Annotated in this window: 23 protein-coding genes and 1 pseudogene; 13 read left to right on the forward strand and 11 right to left on the reverse strand. The window is 60.3% G+C overall.

The genetic code is table 11. From position 1 onward, the window contains the following. The first annotated feature begins 5 nt into the window (after nt 1–5). From YUA_RS0131895 to YUA_RS47180, 4 genes are all read left to right on the forward strand, one after another. The gene (locus YUA_RS0131895; RefSeq protein WP_027534346.1) at nt 6–995 is read left to right on the forward strand and encodes a DUF2971 domain-containing protein; all 990 of its coding nucleotides are present in this window, start codon (nt 6–8) and stop codon (nt 993–995) included. Between the two features lie 350 nt (nt 996–1345). Beyond that, nucleotides 1346–2488 (forward strand): P63C domain-containing protein, encoded by a 1143-nt coding sequence (locus YUA_RS0131905; protein WP_084292998.1) that lies wholly within the window; start codon nt 1346–1348, stop codon nt 2486–2488. 297 nt (nt 2489–2785) lie between these two features. Continuing rightward, the gene (locus YUA_RS0131910; protein WP_027534348.1) at nt 2786–3253 is read left to right on the forward strand and encodes a hypothetical protein; all 468 of its coding nucleotides are present in this window, start codon (nt 2786–2788) and stop codon (nt 3251–3253) included. Nucleotides 3254–3316: 63 nt separating this feature from the next. Next, a complete protein-coding gene (locus YUA_RS47180) occupies nt 3317–3742 on the forward strand; it encodes a hypothetical protein (RefSeq protein ID WP_051383480.1) in 426 nt (141 codons plus the stop codon). Nucleotides 3743–3851: 109 nt separating this feature from the next. Here the strand turns inward: YUA_RS47180 and YUA_RS0131920 are convergent, their stop codons facing one another. Beyond that, a complete protein-coding gene (locus tag YUA_RS0131920) occupies nt 3852–4673 on the reverse strand; it encodes a hypothetical protein (protein ID WP_156947380.1) in 822 nt (273 codons plus the stop codon). A gap of 308 nt (nt 4674–4981) precedes the next feature. On the opposite strand from YUA_RS0131920, the gene YUA_RS0131925 reads away from it, so the two are divergent. From YUA_RS0131925 to YUA_RS45610, 3 genes are read left to right on the forward strand one after another with little or no spacing between them, the layout of a single operon-like run. Further along, nucleotides 4982–5188 carry a hypothetical protein gene (locus tag YUA_RS0131925; protein WP_027534350.1) on the forward strand — a complete coding sequence of 69 codons (207 nt, stop codon included), beginning with the start codon at nt 4982–4984 and terminating at the stop codon, nt 5186–5188. After that, nucleotides 5185–6360 carry a nucleoside triphosphate pyrophosphohydrolase family protein gene (locus YUA_RS0131930; RefSeq protein ID WP_027534351.1) on the forward strand — a complete coding sequence of 392 codons (1176 nt, stop codon included), beginning with the start codon at nt 5185–5187 and terminating at the stop codon, nt 6358–6360. Before YUA_RS0131925 ends, YUA_RS0131930 begins: the two co-directional genes overlap by 4 nt. After that, complete coding sequence (locus tag YUA_RS45610) at nt 6357–7064, forward strand: uracil-DNA glycosylase (RefSeq protein ID WP_035972325.1); 708 nt, start codon at nt 6357–6359, stop codon at nt 7062–7064. The genes YUA_RS0131930 and YUA_RS45610 overlap by 4 nt, the downstream gene beginning before the upstream one ends. Here YUA_RS45610 and YUA_RS0131940 read toward each other — a convergent pair. From YUA_RS0131940 to YUA_RS0131985, 10 genes are all read right to left on the reverse strand, one after another. Beyond that, nucleotides 7037–7819, reverse strand: a complete 783-nt coding sequence (locus YUA_RS0131940; protein WP_027534352.1) for a hypothetical protein — start codon at nt 7817–7819, stop codon at nt 7037–7039. The two genes, YUA_RS45610 and YUA_RS0131940, sit on opposite strands and share 28 nt — an antisense overlap. Continuing rightward, nucleotides 7791–8477, reverse strand: coding sequence for a C1 family peptidase (locus YUA_RS0131945; RefSeq protein WP_027534353.1), 687 nt, complete (start codon nt 8475–8477; stop codon nt 7791–7793). Before YUA_RS0131945 ends, YUA_RS0131940 begins: the two co-directional genes overlap by 29 nt. After that, nucleotides 8474–9487 (reverse strand): ImmA/IrrE family metallo-endopeptidase, encoded by a 1014-nt coding sequence (locus YUA_RS45615; protein ID WP_084292999.1) that lies wholly within the window; start codon nt 9485–9487, stop codon nt 8474–8476. The genes YUA_RS0131945 and YUA_RS45615 overlap by 4 nt, the downstream gene beginning before the upstream one ends. A gap of 2 nt (nt 9488–9489) precedes the next feature. Beyond that, nucleotides 9490–9861 (reverse strand): helix-turn-helix domain-containing protein, encoded by a 372-nt coding sequence (locus YUA_RS0131955; RefSeq protein ID WP_027534355.1) that lies wholly within the window; start codon nt 9859–9861, stop codon nt 9490–9492. Next, entirely contained in the window at nt 9858–10202 is a 345-nt protein-coding gene (locus YUA_RS0131960) for a hypothetical protein (RefSeq protein ID WP_051383481.1), read from the reverse strand. Before YUA_RS0131960 ends, YUA_RS0131955 begins: the two co-directional genes overlap by 4 nt. Before the next feature lie 86 nt (nt 10203–10288). Further along, nucleotides 10289–11611, reverse strand: a complete 1323-nt coding sequence (locus tag YUA_RS0131965) for a hypothetical protein (protein WP_027534357.1) — start codon at nt 11609–11611, stop codon at nt 10289–10291. Nucleotides 11612–11716: 105 nt separating this feature from the next. Beyond that, nucleotides 11717–12769, reverse strand: coding sequence for a Wadjet anti-phage system protein JetD domain-containing protein (locus YUA_RS47185; RefSeq protein WP_051383482.1), 1053 nt, complete (start codon nt 12767–12769; stop codon nt 11717–11719). Beyond that, a complete protein-coding gene (locus YUA_RS0131975) occupies nt 12759–17105 on the reverse strand; it encodes a hypothetical protein (protein ID WP_027534358.1) in 4347 nt (1448 codons plus the stop codon). The genes YUA_RS47185 and YUA_RS0131975 overlap by 11 nt, the downstream gene beginning before the upstream one ends. Next, on the reverse strand, nt 17098–17817 hold the full coding sequence (locus YUA_RS47190) for a hypothetical protein (protein WP_051383483.1): 720 nt from the start codon (nt 17815–17817) through the stop codon (nt 17098–17100). The genes YUA_RS0131975 and YUA_RS47190 overlap by 8 nt, the downstream gene beginning before the upstream one ends. Then, nucleotides 17807–19264, reverse strand: coding sequence for a hypothetical protein (locus YUA_RS0131985; RefSeq protein ID WP_156947382.1), 1458 nt, complete (start codon nt 19262–19264; stop codon nt 17807–17809). Before YUA_RS0131985 ends, YUA_RS47190 begins: the two co-directional genes overlap by 11 nt. A 318-nt stretch (nt 19265–19582) precedes the next feature. Here YUA_RS0131985 and YUA_RS52765 point away from each other — a divergent pair, with 318 nt between their 5' ends. The 6 genes and pseudogenes from YUA_RS52765 to YUA_RS0132015 form a co-directional block, all read left to right on the forward strand. Beyond that, on the forward strand, nt 19583–19939 hold the full coding sequence (locus YUA_RS52765) for an AbiV family abortive infection protein (RefSeq protein ID WP_084293000.1): 357 nt from the start codon (nt 19583–19585) through the stop codon (nt 19937–19939). Further along, a pseudogene (locus YUA_RS52400) lies at nt 19842–20213 on the forward strand (AbiV family abortive infection protein); the annotation flags it as partial. The gene YUA_RS52765 and the pseudogene YUA_RS52400, both read left to right, overlap by 98 nt. A gap of 68 nt (nt 20214–20281) precedes the next feature. Beyond that, nucleotides 20282–20980, forward strand: coding sequence for a HEPN domain-containing protein (locus YUA_RS0132000; protein ID WP_027534361.1), 699 nt, complete (start codon nt 20282–20284; stop codon nt 20978–20980). 355 nt (nt 20981–21335) lie between these two features. Beyond that, nucleotides 21336–22175 carry a hypothetical protein gene (locus YUA_RS0132005; RefSeq protein WP_156947386.1) on the forward strand — a complete coding sequence of 280 codons (840 nt, stop codon included), beginning with the start codon at nt 21336–21338 and terminating at the stop codon, nt 22173–22175. A gap of 71 nt (nt 22176–22246) precedes the next feature. Further along, nucleotides 22247–22387, forward strand: coding sequence for a hypothetical protein (locus YUA_RS50405; protein WP_156947388.1), 141 nt, complete (start codon nt 22247–22249; stop codon nt 22385–22387). A 156-nt stretch (nt 22388–22543) separates the two neighbouring features. Beyond that, nucleotides 22544–22845 (forward strand): YbgC/FadM family acyl-CoA thioesterase (locus tag YUA_RS0132015; protein WP_035972357.1); only part of this gene is annotated, 302 nt, incomplete at its 3' end.

Genomic DNA, 22845 nt, shown 5'->3' on the forward strand with positions numbered 1-22845 from the left:
ATCCCATGTCCGAAACCAACCCTCCCGACTACAGCCGTGTGCCGTTGCCGCCGCAGCTTCAACAGGCCATCGAGACCTTCAAGGGCTGGACGAGCCAGCATCTGCTATCCGAGCAGAACAACAGCACGATTACGCAGACACTTTATCATTACACCGACGTGCGCGGCCTTAAGGGCATCCTCGAAACCGGACAGATCTGGTTCACCGACTACCGCCACCTCAACGATCCCAGCGAACTGACCCACGGCATCGATATGGCCCGCGATGTAGTGCACCACATCGTCACCGGAGCAGATGGCCGGGTCCGGTTGTTTCTCGACTACTTCCTCGATCTCTTTCGGCACGATAATTTTGCACCGAACCTGGAATTCTTCATCGCCTGTTTCAGCCGCGCACGGGACGATCTCGGGCAGTGGCGCGCCTATGCGGACAATGGACGCGGCGTCGCAATCGGGCTCTCCCCCTCGCTGTTCGCTGTCGCCGATGCCCCGCCGCACGGTCAACTCCCGGAGTTTGTCGGGCCGGTGCGCTACAGTCTCGCCGATGTATGCGGCCGGCATGAAGCCTGTCTCGAAGAAGCCGCGGCGATCTTTCTCGCGGCCGCTGACGCCAACGCCGATCTATTGGTTGAAAAATCTATCGGCATCCCCTTCATGGACCAGTTCGTCCGCGAAATCATCGCTTCGCCGCTCGTCTGGAACTGCCTGACCTCGAAGCACCCCGCTTATGAACACGAGCAGGAAGTCCGCCTGGTGATGATGGGAACGCCGACTGTCGTCTCGCCCTTCGTTACTACGCGCTTTCGCGGCAGCGAGATCGTTCCCTACATCGCCCAACCAATGCCGCTCCGCGTCCAGCACAAGATCGCCGAAATCGTTGTCGGTCCCGCGGCGCCGCCTGATACGGAGCGGACTTTGCGCACCATGCTCCGTTCTACCGGCATCGACTGGAACTTCCCGATCAGCCGATCCGACATTCCATACAGGGCATCTTAAGCCGGTCCGGGAAGTATGGAGACGGGGGAAGGGCGTTCAATCGCCGATCGCCAGAGCATGTCCCAGCGTTGAGCGGTCCTTGGCTAAAGAAGACAAGAAGCTCCGCGCGATATCATTGGTTGACACTTCCGCGGGGCGGGACACCCGACCTTCGACGGTATGCAGTGGACATTCGTCCGAGTGATAGGCTGCAGGCGTCATCGCCTACGCCTTCTCAACCGGGCATGTTTGCTCTGCGAAGACAACCGCTAGCGCCTGAGCAGGGTGGTTCACAAGGACCGTAAATATCGGCCAGACGCTCGCCTTCAGTGCGGCGCGGTCAGCAAGCATCTGGGTGGAAACCTCCCTTCATGCTTGCGAATCAGCAAGCATTTCTATCCACTGACCAGCAAGCACTGGAGGGGCGTATGCATTCGGACGACCACGATTTGTTGCGGGCCGCTGAAAAACTGGCCTGGCGTGACGAAGACGACGCTGCGGCACTGCCGCTGCCCGAGACGCCTCAGAGCAAAGGCGGCAAGCTGCGGGCGGAGCGTCTGAGCCCGCAAGAGCGCGTGGCCATTGCCCGGGAGGCCGCCAACTCGCGCTGGGAGCCTGCGCCGAAGGCCGTCTTCGGAAGCCCAGACCGCCCGATCCGGATCGGCGACACCAAAGTCCCCTGCTACGTGCTGGACGATGGCCGTCGGGTGATAACAACGGCCGGCATGACAGACACCCTGAACATCGCCCGCGGCGGCTCGATGAAGAAGGGCATGAGCCGACTTGAGCTTTTTGTCTCCGGAAAGCTCATTAGGTCTTTCGTTTCCGAGGATCTGCTGGAGAGGGTTCGCAATCCGGTAAAGTTCAAGATCAACCGAGTTGTCGCTTACGGCTTCGATTCCGACACGTTGATCGACATTGCGGAGGCCGTGATCCGTGCCGACGGCGCCGGCGTCCTGCAACGCCAGCAGTCTGCCATCGCATTTCAATGCCGGCTGATCACCTCAAGCCTGACGCGGATCGGTCTTATCGCGCTGATCGATGAGGCGACGGGATACCAGTACAAGCGTGAGAGCGACGAGCTTCAGCGAATCCTGGAAGCCTATGTTCTTCCCGAGCATCGCCCATGGACCACCGCGATCCCGCCCGACTTCATGAAAGAACTTCATCGGGTCCACGGCTGGAAGCATACGTCGAATAATCGCGGCCCCCGCTATGCGGGAACGCTCATTCGAAAGTTGATCTACGAGAAGATGCCGTCTCCCGTTTTGCCGGCCTTAGATGCGCGCAATCCCTCGAATGAGAAACATCGCCGCAAGTACAAGCATCATCAATTCCTGACGGATAAGATCGGGCTGGAGCACTTCAAGACACAAGTCGTGAGCGTGATGACGCTTCTGCGTGCCTCGCCTGACAAGGCGACCTTTCAAATCTTGTTGGAACGTGTCTTCGGCAAGCAACTAACACTCGACCTTGGCGAGGAGAAACAGGCAAATTCTTCGAAAGCGGCGTGAGAGAAATGCGATGAGTGCGGACGCGTCGTTCAGCAGCTTTGTATTACCGGCAAGCAGTTCTAAGGTGCAATCATGACCAAGGAATATGGTGCGTCCGTTCGACCGGGCACGACAGGCACCGCCCAGCCGGCCACCAGCTTGAATGGGGTAAGCTCGGGCAATCTCCGGGGATCGCTTGAGCAACGGGGAGCATCGTCTTCTAATCTAGCAACTGCTCTCGCCAGCCGCCCGGCCGCCCCGACGCAGGCTTCGCAACAGGCGCCCGCGCCCAGCGCGCCGCCTGCATCGAAGACGTAGTTGTCCGCGTCCAGTCTGCTCCCATATGCACAAGCGGTCGGTACCATCGCCGCCGCTTTGGGCTTGTGGATCAGCGCGTATCAGGCATGGCGAGGTCGGAAGGTTGCTACCCTGCAGCATCTTCAGGAATTCATGAAAGCGATGAATGAACGCGAGGCGGCGCTTTCCGCGACGAAGGATGATCTCGCAAAGCAGCGTCACGCGTTCGTTGAGTTCATGAATTTTCTTGAGATCTATGCTGCTGCGGTCAACACCAAGCTCTTGGTCGGCGTGGCGCGCGAAATCGTCGAAGACAAGATCGTCGACTCGATAGTTGAAGTGATGATCACGCCCCAGTGGCACGACGATATCGAGCAATCGATTCGGAGTCCGACCACGTATACGCATCTGGGAAGATTTATTCGGAAGCGCCGGCCTGCAATTAATTCCCAGGCAGACGCAGCCAGGAAGCTGGCTAACGCGGCTTAGGAAGCACCACTGCCGTGCCGAAGGCGAACGAGGGCGATGAGGCCGATTTTGCGAATATGACGCTTGTCATCGCCACTCTGTAACAAACCGGCGAAGCAACGCCTTGTCTTCTTTGTACTCTCAGAACCCGCGCGTGATCGTCGGCAGGACGCCGCGCTCGATCATCACATCGATGTCGGCGGCGTAGTCGGCGCCGGTGTTTCGATGCTCGCCGGCGGGGCGGGAGGGTTGTTCGCTGGTCTAGGGCTGCTGGTGATTCCCGGTTTCGGACCACTACTCGTTGTCGGGCCGGTCGCCGCCGCGCTGACCGGCGCGATCACGGGAGGAGCCGTGGGCGGCGTAGCCGGTTCGCTGATCAGTGCCGGAGTTGCCGAAGCATCGGCCTTGGCGGCAGAAAGCATCTTTCGGCCGGGCGCGCGATCATTGCCCTCGCGGACACTGCCTATAGTGAACGAATTGCCGAAGCCGCGCGGCATTCGCCAGGATTGATCACGCCTAAGAATCTGACAGAAGATTCGGTCCTTTGAGCGCCAGTGTCGCCGGATTTCCGCTGACATACCCAGCTAAATGCCGCCAGCAGGATGCGTAAGCACAATTGCTAGCCCGAGTTGCTCCGGAGCGGATTGTCATCGGAGAACTGGGTCCTATCGGGGAATTTCGCGATGAAACGATCTGGGAATGTTTCCATCCGATCGAGTGCAGCGAGCAGGTGATGAGCCTGCCAAATCGCAGCACCGGTCATGTAGCGATAGAAAGCCATAACCTCCGAATTGTCCGGCGCGTCGTCAGCCGGATAGAGGTATTGAGTTCCGAGGCCGTTGGGGTGAGAAATCTCGCTCAGTTTGTCGTAGGTCTGGAGCAGCGACGCCTGGCCTTTGAACGCTTCGGTTGGGTTCGGCCCCGCCATGCTCCAAAGAAATGGATATTTATTGACAAGATGGGAGACGTAGTCGACATCCGCAGACTCTAGTTCGCGAAGTGCATCATTGACATGGACCGACTTGATCTTTGCCTCCCCGAGCTTGGAGCCTGCATAGAACCTGAAGAACTGCGCCTCCAATCGAGAGAAGTCTCCATCAGACAAACTTTTCTCCATCTTGTCGATGAAGTGTCGGCCCATTGCAATCGTTTCAACAAGCGCTCTCGCCAGAATGACTGCCGGGACAACGCGATCCGCCTGCATCAATGCGCGCATGCTTTCAATAAGGTCATGCGCGCGTTTGGGGTAGCTGTATGTGAGCTCGATGATTTCATATGTTACCAGGTTCGGCGAATCCTCAGCGGTCCAACGACGCCGAGCCCATTCGGTTATATCGTGAATGATTTGATTTAATCGTGCGTCTCGGATCCCCACAACGTCGCCCTTCATTATAGCGCCTGTGATTGAATCGCCGTCCATTTCGGGCCGTTTATCGGTCATGTGCTCCCCCTCTTCGGTGGTGCGGATCTGCTGACCCGACCCACGCGAGCTTCCCTCATCTGCGGTCCTGTACCCTGACCTTGGTCGCGTCAAACACGAAGTCAGAGATATGGATGTCGCGCGTGTGCAATCCCTTCGCGACGCCTCGCTACGGCCGGGCCGGTCGCCCGCATGCGTGACTCGCCGCCTCCTTGGGGCAAAAGCAACTGAGCCCTCGGAGCATCCAGCTGGTCCTCAATCTCTGATAACGCCAGAATTTATAGTTTCATCATATAGTAATTTCATGAAATATATGGTATTGTGATCTTATGAAAGCGACTTTCTCGCAGTCACGCGACGAGATCGATGAGTACCTGCAGATTCAGGTGCCGTCGGTCACGAAGCACCACCTCGGCATTCGGGCTGCGGAGACGCGCGAGCCGATCCGGGTCGTCGTCCTTCGTGCGCTCAAGGCGTATGGCGTGACCGTCCCCGACGAAGCGATCTCCGACCGTCGAAAGAGGCGGCCGGCATGACGGACGAGTTCACCCCGCTCAGCATTCAGGACTACGTCTCGCAGGCGTCGACCACCGACCAGCGAAGCGACAGCGGTTCGCTCACGTTTCCGCTGCTCGGTCTGTTTGGCGAGACCGGCAGCCTACTCAGCGAGGTCAAGAAGAAGCAGCGAGATCGAGCCTCATATCTCGGCTATGCAGGCGCGGTCGTCGAGGAATTGGGTGACGTACTTTGGTATCTCACTGCAGTAGCCGCGCGCGGCGGGCTGTCTCTCGGCGATATCGCCGGGAATCTAAATCGAGGATATGCGGACTGGCAACACGCGCCCGATGGTCCGCTTTCATTCGCCTCCCTCCAACCCGCGATAATGACGCGCCGGTTGGAGCCGTCGCCGGAATTCGAGAAGACCATGCTCCAGCTCGCAGGCGAAGTCGGCCTGTTGGTGACCGACCACGAAGCCGGCCGCTTGACCAATAACCAAGCAGCTTTGGCGGGCCGCCTGGTTGCGATCATGCGAACTTTGATTCAGGCCGCGAACGAAGCGGGCGTCACGCTTGAGGCGGCGGCGATCAAGAATCTAAATAAGATCTTCGATCGCTGGCCTCGCGAACGTATCTATCCGACGCCGCTTGACGAGTCCGCGGAAGCTGAGGAGCAGTTGCCCCGCGACCTCTACGTCGACGTGTTCGAACGCAAAGTTCGTGGCCAGACCTACGTTTTTCAACGCTGCAACGGCCTGAACATTGGCGATCGTCTGACCGACAACGCCATGACCGCCGATGACTACCGCTTTCACGACGTTTTTCACTACGCCTACGTGGCGGTCTTGACGTGGTCACCTGTCGTCCGCAGTCTTTTCCGCCTCAAGCGCAAAAGCGATCCCAAGATCGACGAGGCACAGGATGGAGCACGCGCCACGCTGATCGAAGAGGGCGTGACGACATGGATATTTGGGCAAGCCGTGGCCCTGAATTGCTTCGCCGACGTCAAGGTTGGTGAGTTGCCGTTCGACATGCTCAAGCATGTCCGCCAGTTCGTCGCCGGGTATGAAGCGGAGCACATTCCGTTGTGGCTTTGGGAAGAGGCGATCTTGCAGGGCTATGCCGCTTTCCGCTTCCTGCGCGAGCATCGGCGCGGGCGTCTCCACATCGATACGAATAACCGTCGCCTGACAATCGAGGCACTACCTTGAAAACGCCGAAGTCCTTTGCGCAAGCCCTCGCCGAAACCCACCTCCCTTCGGTGTTCAACCCTTATGCCGATTGTTGTCCTGCTCATGATCGAGCAGATGCGGCGCGCATCCGGCGGCGGAATCTTGTGCGCTGTCTGGACGCAGCCCTGACAGCGCATGTCGACACGATCTGGATCGCCCGCGATTTGGGCTATCGCGGCGGCCGCAGAACGGGCGTACCGCTGACCGACGAGGTCCATTTGGCCCAGGCTGCGGCGCTGATGGGCGGGATAGTACTGGATCGCGCGACAAAAGGTCCGGTGGTTGCTGAGCGGACCGCCGCCATCGTCTGGAGCGTGCTAACTCGAATCGGCGAACCCGCCGTGTTGTGGAATATATTTCCTCTTCATCCGCACGAGGCCGATGACCCCTTCTCGAATCGCTGCCACACAAGGGTCGAGCGCGAAGCCACGTGGCCGTTGCTCACGGCTCTCATTGCAATGATCAAGCCGCGCCGGATTGTCGCGATCGGCCGCGACGCCGGCATGGCGCTAAACGGGCTTGATATAGCGGTCGAGATCATCCGCCATCCAAGTTATGGCGGCCAGGCCGAGTTCATCTCGGGCGTCAATCACATCTACGGTCTCGCAGCCGACGATGACGACGAACAGACGCTCGAGCTTCCCTTCTGCGAGCCTCAAGCCGCAAGAGGGACTGCTGCCTGATCGAACTTTGCGATCATCGCAGTAATGTCGGACCGGCTCGCGGCCTTTCCGTTGCGGCGGGGTTGGTCGATTTCGGCATGGGTGGAAATGACGGTGAGCCCGCCGACTTTTAAGTCCGCCTCGTGAGCGACAAAGTCCATCAGGCGGCCAAGGCCGATCAGGTTGCCCAGCAGCTTTTCGATATAGAAGTGATTGCGATACATCGCGGTCAAGGTCAGCGTCTTTTCTGTGCCAGGTATGACCTTGAAGCTTATGAAACTGAGGCACTGTCCGCCATAAGGCGAATTATCGACGTCCCTGACCGGATCGAACAGCGACAGTTCGAACTTGTTCAGAGCCCGCACGCCCTCGTTTTTCAGGCGTCCGACGATATCCCAGAGCTGATTGGGCGCGTCACCCTCGGCCACCGGGTATTGAATCATGCGCTCGAAATAGTAACCGGACCAGCGTTCGCTTCGCCGAACCTTCTTCAGAACATTGTCGCGGAAAATGTCGAAAAAGGCAGGTGCGCCGTAGCGGCGATAAAGGCCGACCGGAAAAATGGTGTTCGCCACCGTCTCCACCGACTTGTCGCAGTCGGACAGGAACCCGTCGACGACCGCTATTCGGGCATCCGCCAGCGTTGCATGGGCGATCGGATTTGCGATGTCGATGATCACATTGTAGGCCGAGTGGCCCGGTCGATCATCGACGGCGCGCACGGCTTCGCGCCAAGCGCTCGCGCAGTCAGGCTGCGATGGGATCGGCAGGTACATCGACCTCCTCCAACAAAGTTGCGGCCGCATAAATGCGTGGGCCAAGAAATTGCTCCGTGAGCCAGCCGTAACCCGCATCGCCCCAGCTCGGCCCCCAACTATTGCGCACCAGGACGGCACGCTGGCCGTCAACCTTGCCGTGACCGACCGCAATGACGGCATGGCGTCGGTCAGGTTCCGGTTGCTCGCCGGGCGCCGGATCGACGACGCCTTGAGGGTTCCGTTGATAAAAGGCGCGCGACAGCATCGTCAGGACGATCACAGGGCGCCCCTGATCCAATTCCTGCATGACGCGGTCGATCGAGTGGGTGGCGGCCGCGCCGTTGCGGCCGAACAGCTTGCCGATCTTGCGTGGCGGCGCCCATGACGCTGCATCTGCGGGCGTTGCCGATAGATAGGGCCAGGCGCTCTCTTCGGGTTGCCCGTCCTCACGGAGCGCCTCCAGCATCGAGGACAACAGTGCGCCGGTGTTCGGCATCCGGCCCGCACGCCGCTGTGCTTGAAAGAAGGCATATTCGCAGGACAATGGCACCCAACCGTCACGTAGAGCGGCGTGTGCATCGCTCGCCGCGAAGGCAAGACAGGTAGGGCGTGCTCCTTGATTGCGGGCAGCACCAAAAGAAGCCCGCAGATCGGCCGATATCGTAATGTCGCTCATGCCGCCTCAAGCAGCCTCCGCCGTTCGGCGCGCGAAAGTCCCTCTTGCTCAGGACCGGTGAGATCAACGTCCACGGCAAGGGTCGCAAGCGGCGGATCGGGATCCCATGGTCGACGTTCGTCGATCGCGAGCCGTCCGCGATAAGTGTCCGGTGGCGTTGCCGTCACGCGCCTGATGACAGGACCGCCGACGCCGTCGGCGTCAATCGCCTGCAGGTCATCGCGAACGACGGCGAACCCGCTCTCCTTGAGCTGATCGATGTCCCAGAGATAGCCTCCGCCGCTGTGTTCTTCGAGCCGGAGAGCAAACAGATCATTGCGACTTCCGTCGATGCGCGCTCCTGCGTCGCGCTCGGTAAGCAGCCAGACATCGCCGCGGTAATCTTGCGGCTGGTAGGCCTCAAGCAGGGCGACTTTCATCTCACGCGGTTGGGTCTGAAGAAGCTCCCGGGCCTGCGCCGCCTGGATGAGCCTGTGGCGGGCGAGCGTCCAGCAAGTCGCCTCGTAACTCGCGCCGATCCGCAACGAAAGCTGGTAGACCGCACTCGGTCGCCGAAAATCGGGAACGGTCCAGCCCTGACGAGCCGCATGCCAAGCGACGAGCCACCGCGGCATCATGAACTCGACCGCGAATGCGTCGGCCTCAACCTCCTGAAAGTCACCGGTCGGCTGCGCTTGCAGCGGCATCCTTCGCAGAATGCTTTCATCATCGAGACTGGGCTGATGCTGCAGGCGGAAGTGACCGAGCTCATGGGCCGCTGTGAACCGTTGAATGCTCATCGGACGCTGCGTCGTCACGAGGACACCGGGCCCAGGATCGTTCAGATAAGCACCGAGGAGCCCTTGCAGGGGCCGCACGAGCAGGGGCAAATCCAGGGCATGGATGGCCGCGAAGACATCGACGCTGCCGCCAGCCGCCTCGATCTGCTGACGCAGGCCAAGCTGCTGATGCAGCCGGGCCGCGGCCATCGTGCCGGCACGTACCGCGCTCGGATAATCCGCGGCCACCATGATTAGCCTCCCGCGGCGCGCGACCGAGCGCGCAGGTATTCGGCGAAACGTCCGAGCTCGGTGCGGTCCTGCTCCGACAGGTCGGCCGCCTTGCGCGCCAGGTGGGCCACATCGATCGGCAGGCTCGCTGCAGCGTCCTCCCCGGTGAAATAGCCCACTGGCTGACGGTATAGCTTGGCAAGCCGGGCGAGTTCGATCGCCTCGACACGGCGCTGACCGTTCTCGATATCCGTGAGCGCCGTTCGCGGGATCTTCAAATAGGTCGCGACTTCTTCCTGTTTGAGGCCGAGATACTTGCGAGCTTCACGTAGCCGATCGCCCAGAAGCCGGCGCGCTTCGTCATCGTTATCCTGATGAACTGCGAGTTCGGTCATGATTTCGCTCCTTTCTTCTTCGTCCACTCTTTCTCCAAACGGGGCAGTAGCTGACCGAGTGCGCTGTCGACCGAAGTATATCCACCTGCGCGGACGACGCTCTCAGACAGCTCGAAGCCGACGATCGGTTCAACAGCGCATAGGATTGAAACGACCACCAACGAGTCCACGTGAACGGGTGCTTTGGCGATACCTGCCGGTGCCGCCGGCAGGGCCATGCCTCTAATCGACGCTTCGATCTTCACGGCCTCGACCAGTTCGTCGCGCAGTTTTGCCTCGACGGCGGCCAAGGGGAATGACGCAATCTTGACGGGTGGCGGGGTGAGTGTGGCGGTTGTCATCGCTGTGTCTTTCTGGGACCCGTAGCGAATATAATGTCTGATTTTCCGACATGCAAGAGGTATTTAACGCCTTCGGTCGAGGCGCGTCAGTGCCCGACGCGATGCAATCGAAAGAGCTTCACGAAGAAATCGGTAATCCTCAATTCGGCCCCGTCGCCGACCAGCTCGTTCGCTCCGAAACGGTAGACCTCATATCCGGCCAGGCGCAACTCGCGGTCGGCCGAGACCATGTCGGCATAGACCTTCAACGATGGATGCTCATTCTCCGAGAAATGGTGCTTTCCGTCCACCTCCAGCACGATGCGTTGGCGCCCGGGGAGGAGCAGCAAAAAATCCATACGCTGGCGCGGAAGAGGGAGGCGATGGCGCAGAGTTTTCACGACAGCGGGGTCATAGTGAAGATAGACTTGCGGAAGTAGTGCGGGCAGCGCCTCGGCGAGGACGGATCGATAGGCCTTGAAGTACGTGGCGAAGAGCTTGCGCTCTGCGTCTGAAGCCAAGGATTCCTGAAGGCGCGCGCCAAGATTCGCTGCATTGGCCCCAGGGGTGACGTCCTTCCACCAAGCGACGAGTTCGGACCAGAGCAGGCCGTTTGAACTGATCGGCCGGTCGTAGACCAGGCAGCTCTCCTCGCCGGAAAGAATGACGATGTCGTTGTTTACGGCGTCGGCGAAGCCGATTTCCGGCTTGGGCCCGCGCGAGGCGAAGATCAAGTTCTTGGGTCGACCACCGACTCCGCGCGCGAGGGGGCGGAAGCCGAAGATCGGGTGACCAGAGAGTTCGCTTTCCTGCGCCAGCTCGTATCCATCGCGCGCAAGGACTTTGTTGAGCGCGGCGACCGTCTGCAATTGCTCCTCTCCCGACCGAGAAAGGGGGTGAACAGCTTCTTCGAGCAGTGCACCGAACCGGGCTCTGGAGCAGTCGAATGCGCCGATTTCGCCGAACAGATATTCAACCGACCAATCACCGGGATTATGATCCATGTGCCGATCGATCTGATCGCGCAGGCTTCGACCCTTGCTCCCGAGGAAGTCTTCAATAGGTGTGGAGAGGGGGAAGTAGCGTCCGACCATCTCCACCGTGCCACGCTCGCCAGCGAGGTCATCTCCGAAGATCCGCGCGACGTCGCGCCGGGTGATGTGGCTTAGAGGCGGGTCGCTGGCTTCCAGCACCTTGCGACCGGCCTCGTCGAGGGGGATGTCTCCGCGCTGAGCCGCAAACTTCAAGGCCAGCCGCGCCAATTCCTCCTCGGTGAAGTTGGCGAGCGCGAGGTCGATACGCTGGCGCTTTGAGAGACCCTCGCCGGTTGGCACGACCAGCCCGGCGATTCGTAGCGGCGCCTCGCTCAGCTCTGCGTGGGTCATCGGCTGCAGTACACCGGCGATAAGGCTATGAAGGTTGGTGGCCATGGACAACTAGACTAGGCGACAAGGCGTTCCTCTTCTGTACCACGCCTCTCCTCGCCCTCTCCTTCCGGAGAAGGCGTGCGAGGGAGGCTCTTACGAGAGTCACGATCATCCGAAGCTACATTCCGGCACGCGTCCCGACATCAAGGCGTGTGTCCCGAGCGATTCTTGCGGAACACGCTGCCTCGAAGCAAACAAGGCGGTGACGGGACCCCGCAGGTCGGATGGAAGCCACCCGATATCCTGATCCGTCACGTGCTCGCTTCCCTCCAGCGGCGTGCGCTTTCCGTGTTCAACAAGCCACGTGTAGAGCGACGCGGCGGGCTGAAGTGGAAGGGCATGGCGCAAGGCACGCCGCTGTGCCGCCTGACTGCCAATCCGCAAGCCGGCCGGATCGATGTCACCGAAGTAGTACAAAGTCTCTGCCTGAAACCGCCCTACCAGCTCATCGATGAATGTCTCATCATAGGCGAGGCTCTTGGCGTGGCCGCCCCCTGCATAGGCAACCGCTGACAAGCGGGCCGCCACGCGGTTCCACCTCGAAAAGGAGACCCACGTGTCGTTGTTCTCGACGATCAGAATGGGCTTGCCTACAGCCGATGCTGGACCTGGCTCGAAAGGAAGTGGAATGGGACAGATGCGGCAGCCGAGCGACAAAAGGCTCAAGCGTCCGAAGAGGTGGTCGCTTCCTGCGCGCAGGCGGTCGAGGCGCTTCTCGTCCCCGAAGATTTCGAGTGAGCGTTCCTTGATGGGCACGTTCAGCGATAAGTCAGGGTCGCTTTTCAGCCACTCGTTAATACAGCGTGCGGCTTCGAGGCGAAGACGATTCCGCTCGCTTGCAGCAAACCCCAAGAGGGGGTGCCAGCTGTATCCTGGCGCGACGGCTGGAATACGCGGCGGTGTGGGTCCGGCAAGCACCACAAAACCCGGCAGCGGCATCCCGCCGGTTCGGTCCCAGCTGCGCTTGCCGAGCGGCAACACAATCTCGCCGGACGCCGCGGCGCTTTGGAGAAGCTGCGCCAGGCGCGAGCGCCGATCCGCCTGCTCCGCAAGCTCGGGGCAAGCGGCGGCAAATTCCTTGCGAAGCTGATCGAGTGGTATGCGGCGGCGACCCGTCTCTTTCAGCGCCTGAATAAGGCGCGCCGCGGGCTCATGCTGCATGCTCGGACTCGCTCAAGAGAAACTCGGCCGCGCGCACGCGGATATATTGCGCCGCGCCGTCGCGGAACATGCGCTCGCCCTGCACCAGCCGGGTGATGGTCGGAAACATATTCAGTACGTGCTTGTCCTCGACGCAGGTCGTGACAAAGAGCTGAATGTCGAGCACATCGGCCATGGTCTTTTGTAAGACAACGTGCTCCATGAGATTCGAAGTGCCGTAGGTGTTGTCCAGCATGAGAAACCCGCCGGTTGCAGCATTCTTCCCATCGGCGCGCTCGTCCATCGCCATCTTCTGAATGACCGTATAGAGAAGCATGGCGAGGGTCACGCCTTCGCCATTCGAGACGCCGATGCGGTCGACTGGCATGTAAGCCTCAATGGCATCCCGCTTGGGCTTGAGCATCTCGATACCCAGCGGACGTCCGCCCTGTGCGCGGCTCAGCAACTCGGCCGCCAGCGCCGCGCCATCCTTTGGAACCCGCCCCATCACGACCTGCTCGTTCAGCCAGACCGCTAGCTGATTGCGAATGGCATCCTGTGGCACCTCGCCGACGCGGCGTTTGACTTTTAGGATACGCTCGCCCCCGTAGATTGGTACATGGTCCGGAATCAACGAGGATCGTGCCGCGCGCCTTAACAGATCGTCAGCATGCAGCACGTAGAGGCGCATCTGTTCGAGGCACGCATTCTGGTCGCGTTGCTGATTTTCAATCTCACTCTGCACAATCGCCACGCGCTCCTCGATCCGCGCGGCGAGCGCCGTTCGTTCGCGGCCGGCTGTGCGGGTGGTAAAGCGCCGCAGATTGTCCGCGACATGCGGCTCCAGCCGTCGGAAGGTCTCATCCTCGATGAGAAGGCGAACAACCTCGAAGGTGTCGTCAGCGGCTCCGGCCAGCTTCTGGATGACTGAGACCGCCACATTCAGCCGGCTGACGAGCTGATCGAGTGCAGTCTCAAGCTCTTCATGGCTAAGACTGAGGTCTGGCAATTCGCCTCGATGGCTTTCCGGAAGGTGTCCTTCGGCATTCTTGATCTGCAGGTTGACTGCGGTGATCTTGCCCTTGATTCCAGTTTGGCGCGTCTGCAGGGCCGCATGCGCGCGATCCAAGGTCCGTTCCTCGGTTTCAAGGCCCGCGGTTAGTTCCTCCCGCTCCGCGGCAGCTCTATCCAATTCTTCAGCCGCCGCATCGGCAAGTTCCGGCACGGCAATCGGACTCAATTGCTCGTGCTCAAGCGCACGCTTAAGCTTACCGTTGACGGGTCCGCGGGCAGCGCTCGCCGACCCAAGTGCGGTATCAGTCTGCACGACAGCGTCGTGCGCCCGCCTTTCATCCGCTTCGGCATCCGCAATCGCCCGCTCAAGATCGACAATAGCCTCGAACGGCTGGAGATCGGTGGCCACCAATCCCTCGTATGCCGTGTCGGCCGCGGTTGTGAGCTGGGCGACATTGATCTTCACGGTACCGAGCCGCGCAGAGACCCTCGCCTGTTGCGCATCACGCTTGCTGTTGAGGATTTGCTCAGCCGTCCTGTATTGGGCGCTCAGATCCTCAAGAATACCCGTGCGATCAGGAGCACCGCCGTCCGTCTCGGGATAGTGCAGTTTCTCGCTTCGTCGGCTATAGGCGCGCTCGCGCAGGGTCGCCGCCTCTGCTCGCCGTGTCGCTGCGTCTTCGCGAGCCTGGCCCGCCGCCGCTTCGGCGACGCTCGCTGCCTGCTCTTCGCTGCGCTGTTCGGATGCCGCCACGGGGATACGCGCCGCGGCGGAAGCGATATCGGGATATCGTTTGGCGAACTGTTCGACATGCTGTATCCAGCTTTTCAGTCGGCTGATTGTGGCATTCGTGTCCGAGAGTCGGCTCCGTATTTTCGTGCGCTCACCGGTGATCGCCTTTTGACGTTCGGCTGCTTGCTGTGCCTCGCGTGTGGCACTCTCGGCATCGCTCTGCAGGACGCGCGAACGCCGCTGCAAGGCGTCTGGTCGCTCTTCATCGAACGCACCATGCAACTCGCGAAGATTATCGATCAGGGCCTCCAAGTGACCGAGCTGGGTGAGCGCCTCGTCCAGTTCGCGCTCCTTTTCTTCGAGCGCGGCAGCGAGCCGCGCCTTCTCCTCGGCGGCTGCCTGCTTATTGACGCGCGCGGCACTGAATGGGCCAAACACGATCCCCGCATCCGCGATGACGGCGGACGCTTCAAGGCTTGCTTCCGACACCACGACCGGGCCCCTTAGTTTCAGCTTGTTATCGGCAGCGAGCGTCGTCAGCGTCGCGCGGTCGAGGCGGGATACAAAGACGCCGCTAAACCGAGCGGGATCGCTTCGCAGCAATGCCAAGGCCTTATCGGCATCGGGGCGGTATTGCGCGAGATAGTGCTCGGCCGGGACGGCATGTGCCATGCCGGCGTCGCGCAAAGCCTGCACGACCAGCTTGACATCCTCCGGTACCGAGGACACGCCCTCGGCATCGAGAAAGGCAAGCTCGCCCTCGATCGTTTCGCGTTCGTTCGTCAGGGTACGGCGCCGCTCCTCGCTTAAGGCGCGGGCGGTGCGCACACGATCCAACAAATCCGTCCGGTAGGGATCGCTCGCATGGCCAGCAAGGACTGCAGCAAATACGGGACTGTCAAGTATGGCACGCTCAAGCCCGTGACCTGTCTCTGCCTTTCGACCAAGCCGCTGCGCCTCCGCCGCAGAGGACTGCGAACGGCCGAGCGCTGCTGTGCGCCTTCCTTCAAGCTCATGTGTCTCCGCTTCAAGCGCTTCATCCGCCAACGCCAAGCCCGCAACCTGATCTTCGAGACCCGCGCGCTCCATCTCCAGGCGGCTGATTGTGGCGGAAGGCTGCTCGGACGGTTTGCCTGCACCCAGCCGTTCAAGCTCCTTCCGCTCTCGGTCATGCTCGGCCACGCGCGAGGCGAGCCGGTCCACTTCTGCTTTGAGGGCATGAGCGCGTCTCGTCGCCTCAATTGCGATCCGGTGCTGGCGGCCCGCCTCTTCCTGAAGCTGGTGCGCTTCGGCTTCCTTGGAGGCCGCATCGCCCTCTGCTTCAGACGCCAGTCGGTCCAGCAGGGCATGGAGGTTGGCTCCGGCGCGCGCGAGTCGCGCGCGGTCGGGCGCAAGGTCGCGCTCGATGCGCACAAGCTCAGCCTCAAGGTCGCGTTGCTCCGCTCCGGCCGACGCCAGCTTACGGAGCAGATCGGTCGCACGCGCCGATTTCAGGCTCCGCACTGCGACGCTAGAACGCTCCTTTGCTTGCGCGAGCTCAACTTTGGCGTCCTCGAAGCGGCGATCCGCCGCTGCCTTCTCAAGGAAGAGAATCTCGCCCTGAAGCGTTCGCAAGCGCCTGCGCGCCGTCTCCAGGGACTGCTGCTTGAGAACGATTTCGCCCTCGACCGTGTTGTGCTCAACATCAAGCTTACTGCGCTCGAGTTTAAGCCGGCTAAAAAGGCGGCCGAGGCTCAAAAAGTCCTGTTCGCGTTCGGCCTCTGCAGTTTCGAGCGCGGCCGCCGCCGTAGCGAAGGGCTGAAAAGAAGTTCCCAAGCGCGTGAGGGCTTTGTGTTGCTCCTTGCGCTGCGGCAATCCGCGAATCTTGGAGAGCGCCGTCTCCAGTGTCGTGATGATCCCCTCGGCGGCGTTCGTCGGAATCATGAACGAGAAGATCTTTTCCAAGAATTGCTGCTCGGTCTTAAAATCCAGGAACGTCGCGCCGATTCCACCTTCTTTTGCACAGAATCGCCGCTGCACATCGACCAGTTTCAGGTCGACACCGAGTTCGTCGGTGAGGAACCGCCGCCATGCGGCGAGCGAGTCCGTATTGTAGAATGTCGCGTGCGAAGCGCGCATCTCACGCGCCCACTTTGAAAAATCATCGAGGGAACGGAGCGGGCTTTGGCTGCCGAGCCCCCGGAACGGCAAACCTTCCAACGACAGCTCATCATCGCACTCGAAGCCAAAGAAACGGCGCAGACCGGGCTCTCCGTCATCCCCTTTTGAGGCCGCGGTCAGCCAGAAAATCTGCCCGACGACGTGCCGTATCGGCCGGTCCTTGACGCCGGGCTTGATTAACTCCAGCGCGACGACTCCCAGTCGGCCCGGCATGAAATAGTCTTCGATCTTGTGCTGGCGATTAATCTCCGTCCGCAAGAACTTGCGGCGATCGGGCTCGAAGATGCTGAACAGCAGCGCGAGAACGGTTGTCTTGCCAACGCCATTCGGTGCATGAATAACATGATGCGCTGGCCGCCCATCTTCGCCGATCGGTTTGACGAGAAGCTCTTCGAATATCCCGTCGACGTAGCCGCAGGCATCAAGATAAGCGCGGTTGATCTTAAGCATTGACCTTCTCCGCTTGTGCTTCGCGGGCAATGTCGAGCAGGGGTACGGCTGCGTGTTCAGCCAGCATCATGCGAAAACGTGGTGTCACCACATAAAGATGATTGCCATCTTGGCGCTCGTCCGCGGCAACGAGGCCCATTTCATGAAGATGGCCGAGGACAAGCGTGACCAATCCATGGAGATGGTTGCGCGACCCGCGCCGCGCATCCTCGTTGACGTCGGGCAAAGCCCGCAGTGCTTGCCATCCACGCCGCCAGCGGGCGGCGGTGGCTTCGCCCCGCTGGTCCTGCGATTCCAGGGCCTGACAGAGTTTGCTCAAATGATCGCGCACCTCAGAGAGGGTCGCGCTCGGCGGCATGATCTCGTCGTTGTCGAGGGCATCCTTGGCCGGATAGAACGTCGCGCAGGCTGCGACAAGAACAAGGGCAATCACTGCACCATCATCGTTGGAGACGTGCCGCCGGAAACGCGAGATCGTGTAACCAAATACGGACTCTGTTTCTGTCCCGAGTACGATGCCGGTGCGTAGCGTGACCCCGACAACCCGCAGCTTGAGGCCTTCTGCGACCGAGGTGACGAGTGCCTTGAACGCGCCATCATCCATCCAGCGGCGCACGAGCTCGCGGTAATCGGGATAGGCTTCCGGCAAGGCGCGTGGGTGCAGGCCCCACTCCACTAGCCGCGCCGCATCACGAACATCATCAGGATGCATGCGACCTCCTTATGGGCTTGCCGGTAAATCGGACGTCGGTGCCTTCCACGAAGCCCGCGTCAAACCTCGCCTCGAGGATCGAAGCCTCGGCAGCGATGTCAGCCGTTCGCGGATCGATCGCTTGCTCGAGGATCAAAAACAGACAGCGCTGAAAGCTCATGTCGTCGGCATCTTCCTCGGCGGCGCGCGCCAGAATATCGCCAAGCTTAATCGAGCCTGCTGCAAGTATGGTCGCACGCGCAAACGTTTCCGCACGCGCAATTGTTGCTGCATCGAAGGGTAGCGGTACCGGTGTCAACGGCGCACCCGCCTCCAGAACGAGTTCGCCTTCGCTATAATCCGCGAGATCGGGCTCGAATGCGTTCAGCGCCGCAGCGAAGTCGAACACCAGCGGCGTCAGCGCACCCGAAAGCGCGCAAAAAATCCCTGAGGCCGAGCGGCTCAGGAAAGACACCGGCGCTTTGAGCAAGGGATTGAGGATTTCGTGCTCGAGGTCCGGTAGGCGCGTTGGCGGGCGAAGCTTCAGCGCATCGGCCTGAAGCAACAGGTAATCGTCGGCGGTCGTCTGCACGATCACCATCAAGTTGCGGTGTCGGTCATTCACATCGAGTAACAGTGTGCGAACGCGGGCGAGATGACGTCGGTCGGTGTCGTCCGTAACATCCGCGGCTGTATCATTGAGATGAGAGAGCATCACGCCCTCGCGCGCAATCGAGACGTCGAGAAGATCGCGCGCTTCTTGCATCTTGGGCCCGAGCTCGTGTTGCCACATCACCTTGAGGATGGCACGGCGCGCCTCCGCCATAAGCAAGCGCAGCGCCTCCGCGAGCCGGACGCTGTTGGTTCGCGTGCGTTCGGCCGCATTCACCGCATGGTCGTACAGCCCGCGCCTCAGGAATTCTTCGACGATGATTTCGCTCACTTGCGTTGCGGTTAGCGGATCGTGATCCAGCAGGCTAAGATGGACCTCGATCGCCTCCTGGGTAAGCCGGTAGCCGACCTTGCCGTCCGGCAAGGCCTCCGCGCGCAGGAGCCCAAACTCTAATGGCGCGCCGCCAGGTCTCTCAGGATCAAACAGCCGCACCTTGAAGCGGGCGCGGCGATCGCGGGCGTTCGTCAACCCGTCAAATACGTGCTCGGCTAAGGTTGCAGCGTCGTCCGGAGAAATCGAGTCCCACTGGATCGTGGCAAGACTTGCAAGATAGTCCAGGAGATCGGCCCGGCTGGCTGTCCCGCCCGCTCCCATGCGCTCAATGAGCAGCTCAATAGCGGCCAAAGCGAGGTAGCGAAGGTCCACATGCTCAGCCGATTGGCCCTGAGTGTGTAGCAGCCCCTTCGTGTCTTCGAGCTTCTGAATGGGTGCGATTAGTGAGAGCGCACGAAGATGGCTCGTAAGGCGGGGCGCGGCGGTGATGTGACCTTGAGCAGGACTCATGCGCGTGAACACGTGTGGCTTGTACACGGGCGCGCAAAGGCGCGTTGAGCGTTTGCTAGTCCCTAGTTATCGAGGCGTCCCGGGACCGCTTTCCATTCGACGCGGCAGCTGCTTTCCGTGGTAAAGAAGTATTTTGGAACATTACGGGAACAAAAACAAGGGTGCAGATGCCGCAGCGAGCAACTCCGCCTTGTGCGACTTTTTGATCAAATGGAGCGTATCCTATAACCATCTGACTAGAAAAGGATATCTTCAAGGAACTCCGAGGCCGCGTTGCCCTAACGGCTGTCACGGACGACCGGCCAGATTGCGTTACAAGAGATAGTGACAATGACCGAAAAAGATGAGCCGCTTGGCGGGTTCGCTCGTGTCTTCGAAGCGCTCGATTATGGTGGCGCCCTCTATGTTGACCCGGTTCCCGATTTTAATGCTGCGTGCGATCACATCGTATCGCTTCTAACCGACACATCAGTACTCTTCGAGCGGTGTTCTTACGGAACATCCACCTTCCTCGCCATCACGGCCCTTGAAGAAACAGCCAAAGCCCACGTAGGTCTGTTCCGCAGGGACAAGACCGAAAAAAAACAAGGGACGCGATCCCTTCCGAGATCACCAAGCGAAGCACAGCATGGCTTCGCTGCCCACGGTCTACATGGGCTCGCGCCTAAGTTATGCGCTCGGACCTGAGACCTGCCAGCGGCTCGAGACAGAAGCAAAAGCCGGATTGGCAGCGGACCGCGAAGCTTGCCTCTACTTGGAACACAAGAACGGCGCTTTCGTCACGCCCGCGACCGCCATTACTAGAGCTCGCGCGCGTGAGCTGCTCTTGCTCGCGATCGAAGCGGCCGATGACGCGCTCGTCGGGTACACCAACCATTCGTACCGGTGCGGTGAATTATTCGACCAACTGTTCGCTCGCTTCGCATCGGCCGATGCCGAAGCCAAGCCCCACCACAGGTGAGTCCAAGCCGGCCGGTCGTTCACCACAATCCGCCAAAATTGCTACGTGTTTTGGTCTAGGGGTACCCTATGGTTGCACTTTTCAAGCAGAATGATCTTTTCAGAGGTCTTCAGAACGACCTTTCACGCTTCAACGCCTGCGTCGGCAACAACGGCGGCCCTTACGATCTCTACGATTACTCCTGGGGATATTTCGAAGGCACCCGATTGCTTCTGATCGATGCAAAAGTGCCGGGCGCCACCATCGACGTCTTGGTCTACCCCATTTGCTTCAACTTCCGCCACGCCGTGGAGCTCTACATCAAATACATCATCGCCGACCTGGGCCGGGTAAAGGGGAGAGGTCAACAGTACCAAGCTGGTCACACGCTTCTCCGGAACTGGAAGAAGGCCAAAAAGCTTTTGAGTGCCATAGACCATGCCGACGGGGACGCCGCGCTCTTCGAGGAAGTGGTCAAACACATCGAAGAGGTCGACCCGACCGGCCAAACGTTTAGGTATCCCGAGTCAATCAAATACGATCAGCATCTGAAAGATTGGCCCAGCATCAACCTCGCCGTGATCGAGTATCATTACACTCGTTTGTTCGCCGTCGCGAAGGACTGGCAACATCGCATCGACCATGCGGTCGACCATGCCGCGCAAGACGGAACGTTGGCGCCGCCGTATCGGCGGCCGCCCGACAAGAACGCACTCGTCGGGCGCTGGCACTTCTTGATTTACAGAGCCAAGAATGTCGGTCTAAGGGTCAGAAACCTCTTCAGATGATAAAGGGCGACTTGGCTTTATACTTCCCAAATTCGATAAAGACCGACGGTTTCCCTCGCTAATGCCCCAAGGCTTCAAGCGGGGAAGCGCCCCGAACGAGCCGGGATGGACGAATTGCATCTTCTGCGGGAAACCGGTCGGCAAGGCCGAGCGATCGCGCGAACGTGTCATCCCCATGTGGATGTTGCGCGCGACCGGGGATCCGAACCGCGTCATCAAGATCGAAAGCGATCCGATAACGGGTGCCGACGTCGTCCGTCCCGCGTCCACGTTCCACTTCCCGGCCTGCAAGCCGTGCAACGAGAAATATGGAAAGACGCTGGAAGCCCGGGCGAAGAACGCGATCGAATCCCTGATGGCCGGCAAGTCGCTTGCGGTGGCCCGTTGCTATTGGCTGCTCGACTGGCTCGACAAAGTGAGAGTCGGACTCTGGCTCGGCTACAACATGTTGCACAAGGAGGAGTTCGCACCCAAATTCAGAATCGATCAGCGGATCGGGATCAAGGACCGAGTCGCGATCGTGAGCGTCGATCCCGATGATCGAACAACGGGCTTCGCTCTGGGCGGAATGGACAATCAGATCTTCCGGACCAGCCAGGCGGGAATGTACCTGAAGATCAACAACCTTCGGATCCTTTCGCTGTCGTTTGACGGCTTCGTTTCCCGCTATGCCGGCATGCCTTTCCCGAAGGAGGTGCTGGCGCTCAGCGAAAATCTCGAGGCGTCGATGGCGATGATGGAGAAGACAGATTACCGCGTGAAGCAGGACTGGAAGGCATTCGACGTCCCGGGCGCGACGATCATCGCGCAGTCAAGCTTCTGGTTAGCCAACTGCTCGGACGACGAAACGTTCGACATGTACATCAATGAGACCACCATTCCCCGCTTTAGACGGATCCCGCGGATCCGGAAGCGCGCGGACCTCGAACAGTTCGTTCGGACGCACCTGATCTCGAACGCCACCGGGAGCTTTGGGTATCACCCGAATCCGCGTCAGAAGCTCCGATTCGGACGCGCCAAGGACAACACGGATTGGCATTTCATGCGATCGCTGTACGCCTTGTTCATCCGGGAGGTATTGCCCCTTAACCCCAAGAGAGTGGTCGATCCGGACGGTACGCGGCGCGGGGCGCTCGTGCGCTTGATCTCGCAGCCGGTTCATTTGGTCGGTCACTCTTCGGAGGCTCCGTTCTAGCGCGAGTAGCCGTCCGAATGCCAGAACAGGTGCGAAGCCTAACCCTGGCCGAGCCGTGCGGGGGGACGTCAATGCATGACTGGAAAAGCGAACTCGATGCGCTCGTCGCTGAAACAATGGCGTTCGCCAATTCGCTGAAGGTGGAGATCGAGCGGCCCCGGCCGCAGCCAAAAGTAGTCGACGAGCAGGTTGGCCTCAGCGTGCCCGACTAGCGACGCCATCGATACCGCGCGCAGTGCATGCCGGCATTCATGTGGCGGCGCTGAGCTTCCGACTGCAGGAGCCAAACTCGAGATTTTTGCCGCTTGCTCAGAAAAGCGCGTCTGTGCAAGACATTGGTTCCGGAAGCGCAGCAGAGGAACCGCACCGTGACAGCCACTCTTGACGGCGAAATTCGCGGCGGACGCCATCACTTGCAGGTCCGGGTCTATTTTGAAGATACAGATTCCGGCCAAATTGTTTATCACGCAAATTTTTTGCGGTTCATGGAGCGCGGCAGAACGAATTACTTGCGCCTNCTCGGAACCAATCAGCAAGCGCTGCTCGAAGAAGCTCGGAACGATGCGCCCGGCTTTGCCTTCGTCGTCCGTTCGATGACAATCGATTTTCTAAAGCCGGCGGTCTTGGACGACGTCCTTGACGTCGTCACGCTCCCACAAGAGGTGAGGGG

Origin of the sequence: Bradyrhizobium sp. WSM3983, assembly GCF_000473045.1 — a bacterium.
Taxonomy (GTDB): domain Bacteria; phylum Pseudomonadota; class Alphaproteobacteria; order Rhizobiales; family Xanthobacteraceae; genus Bradyrhizobium.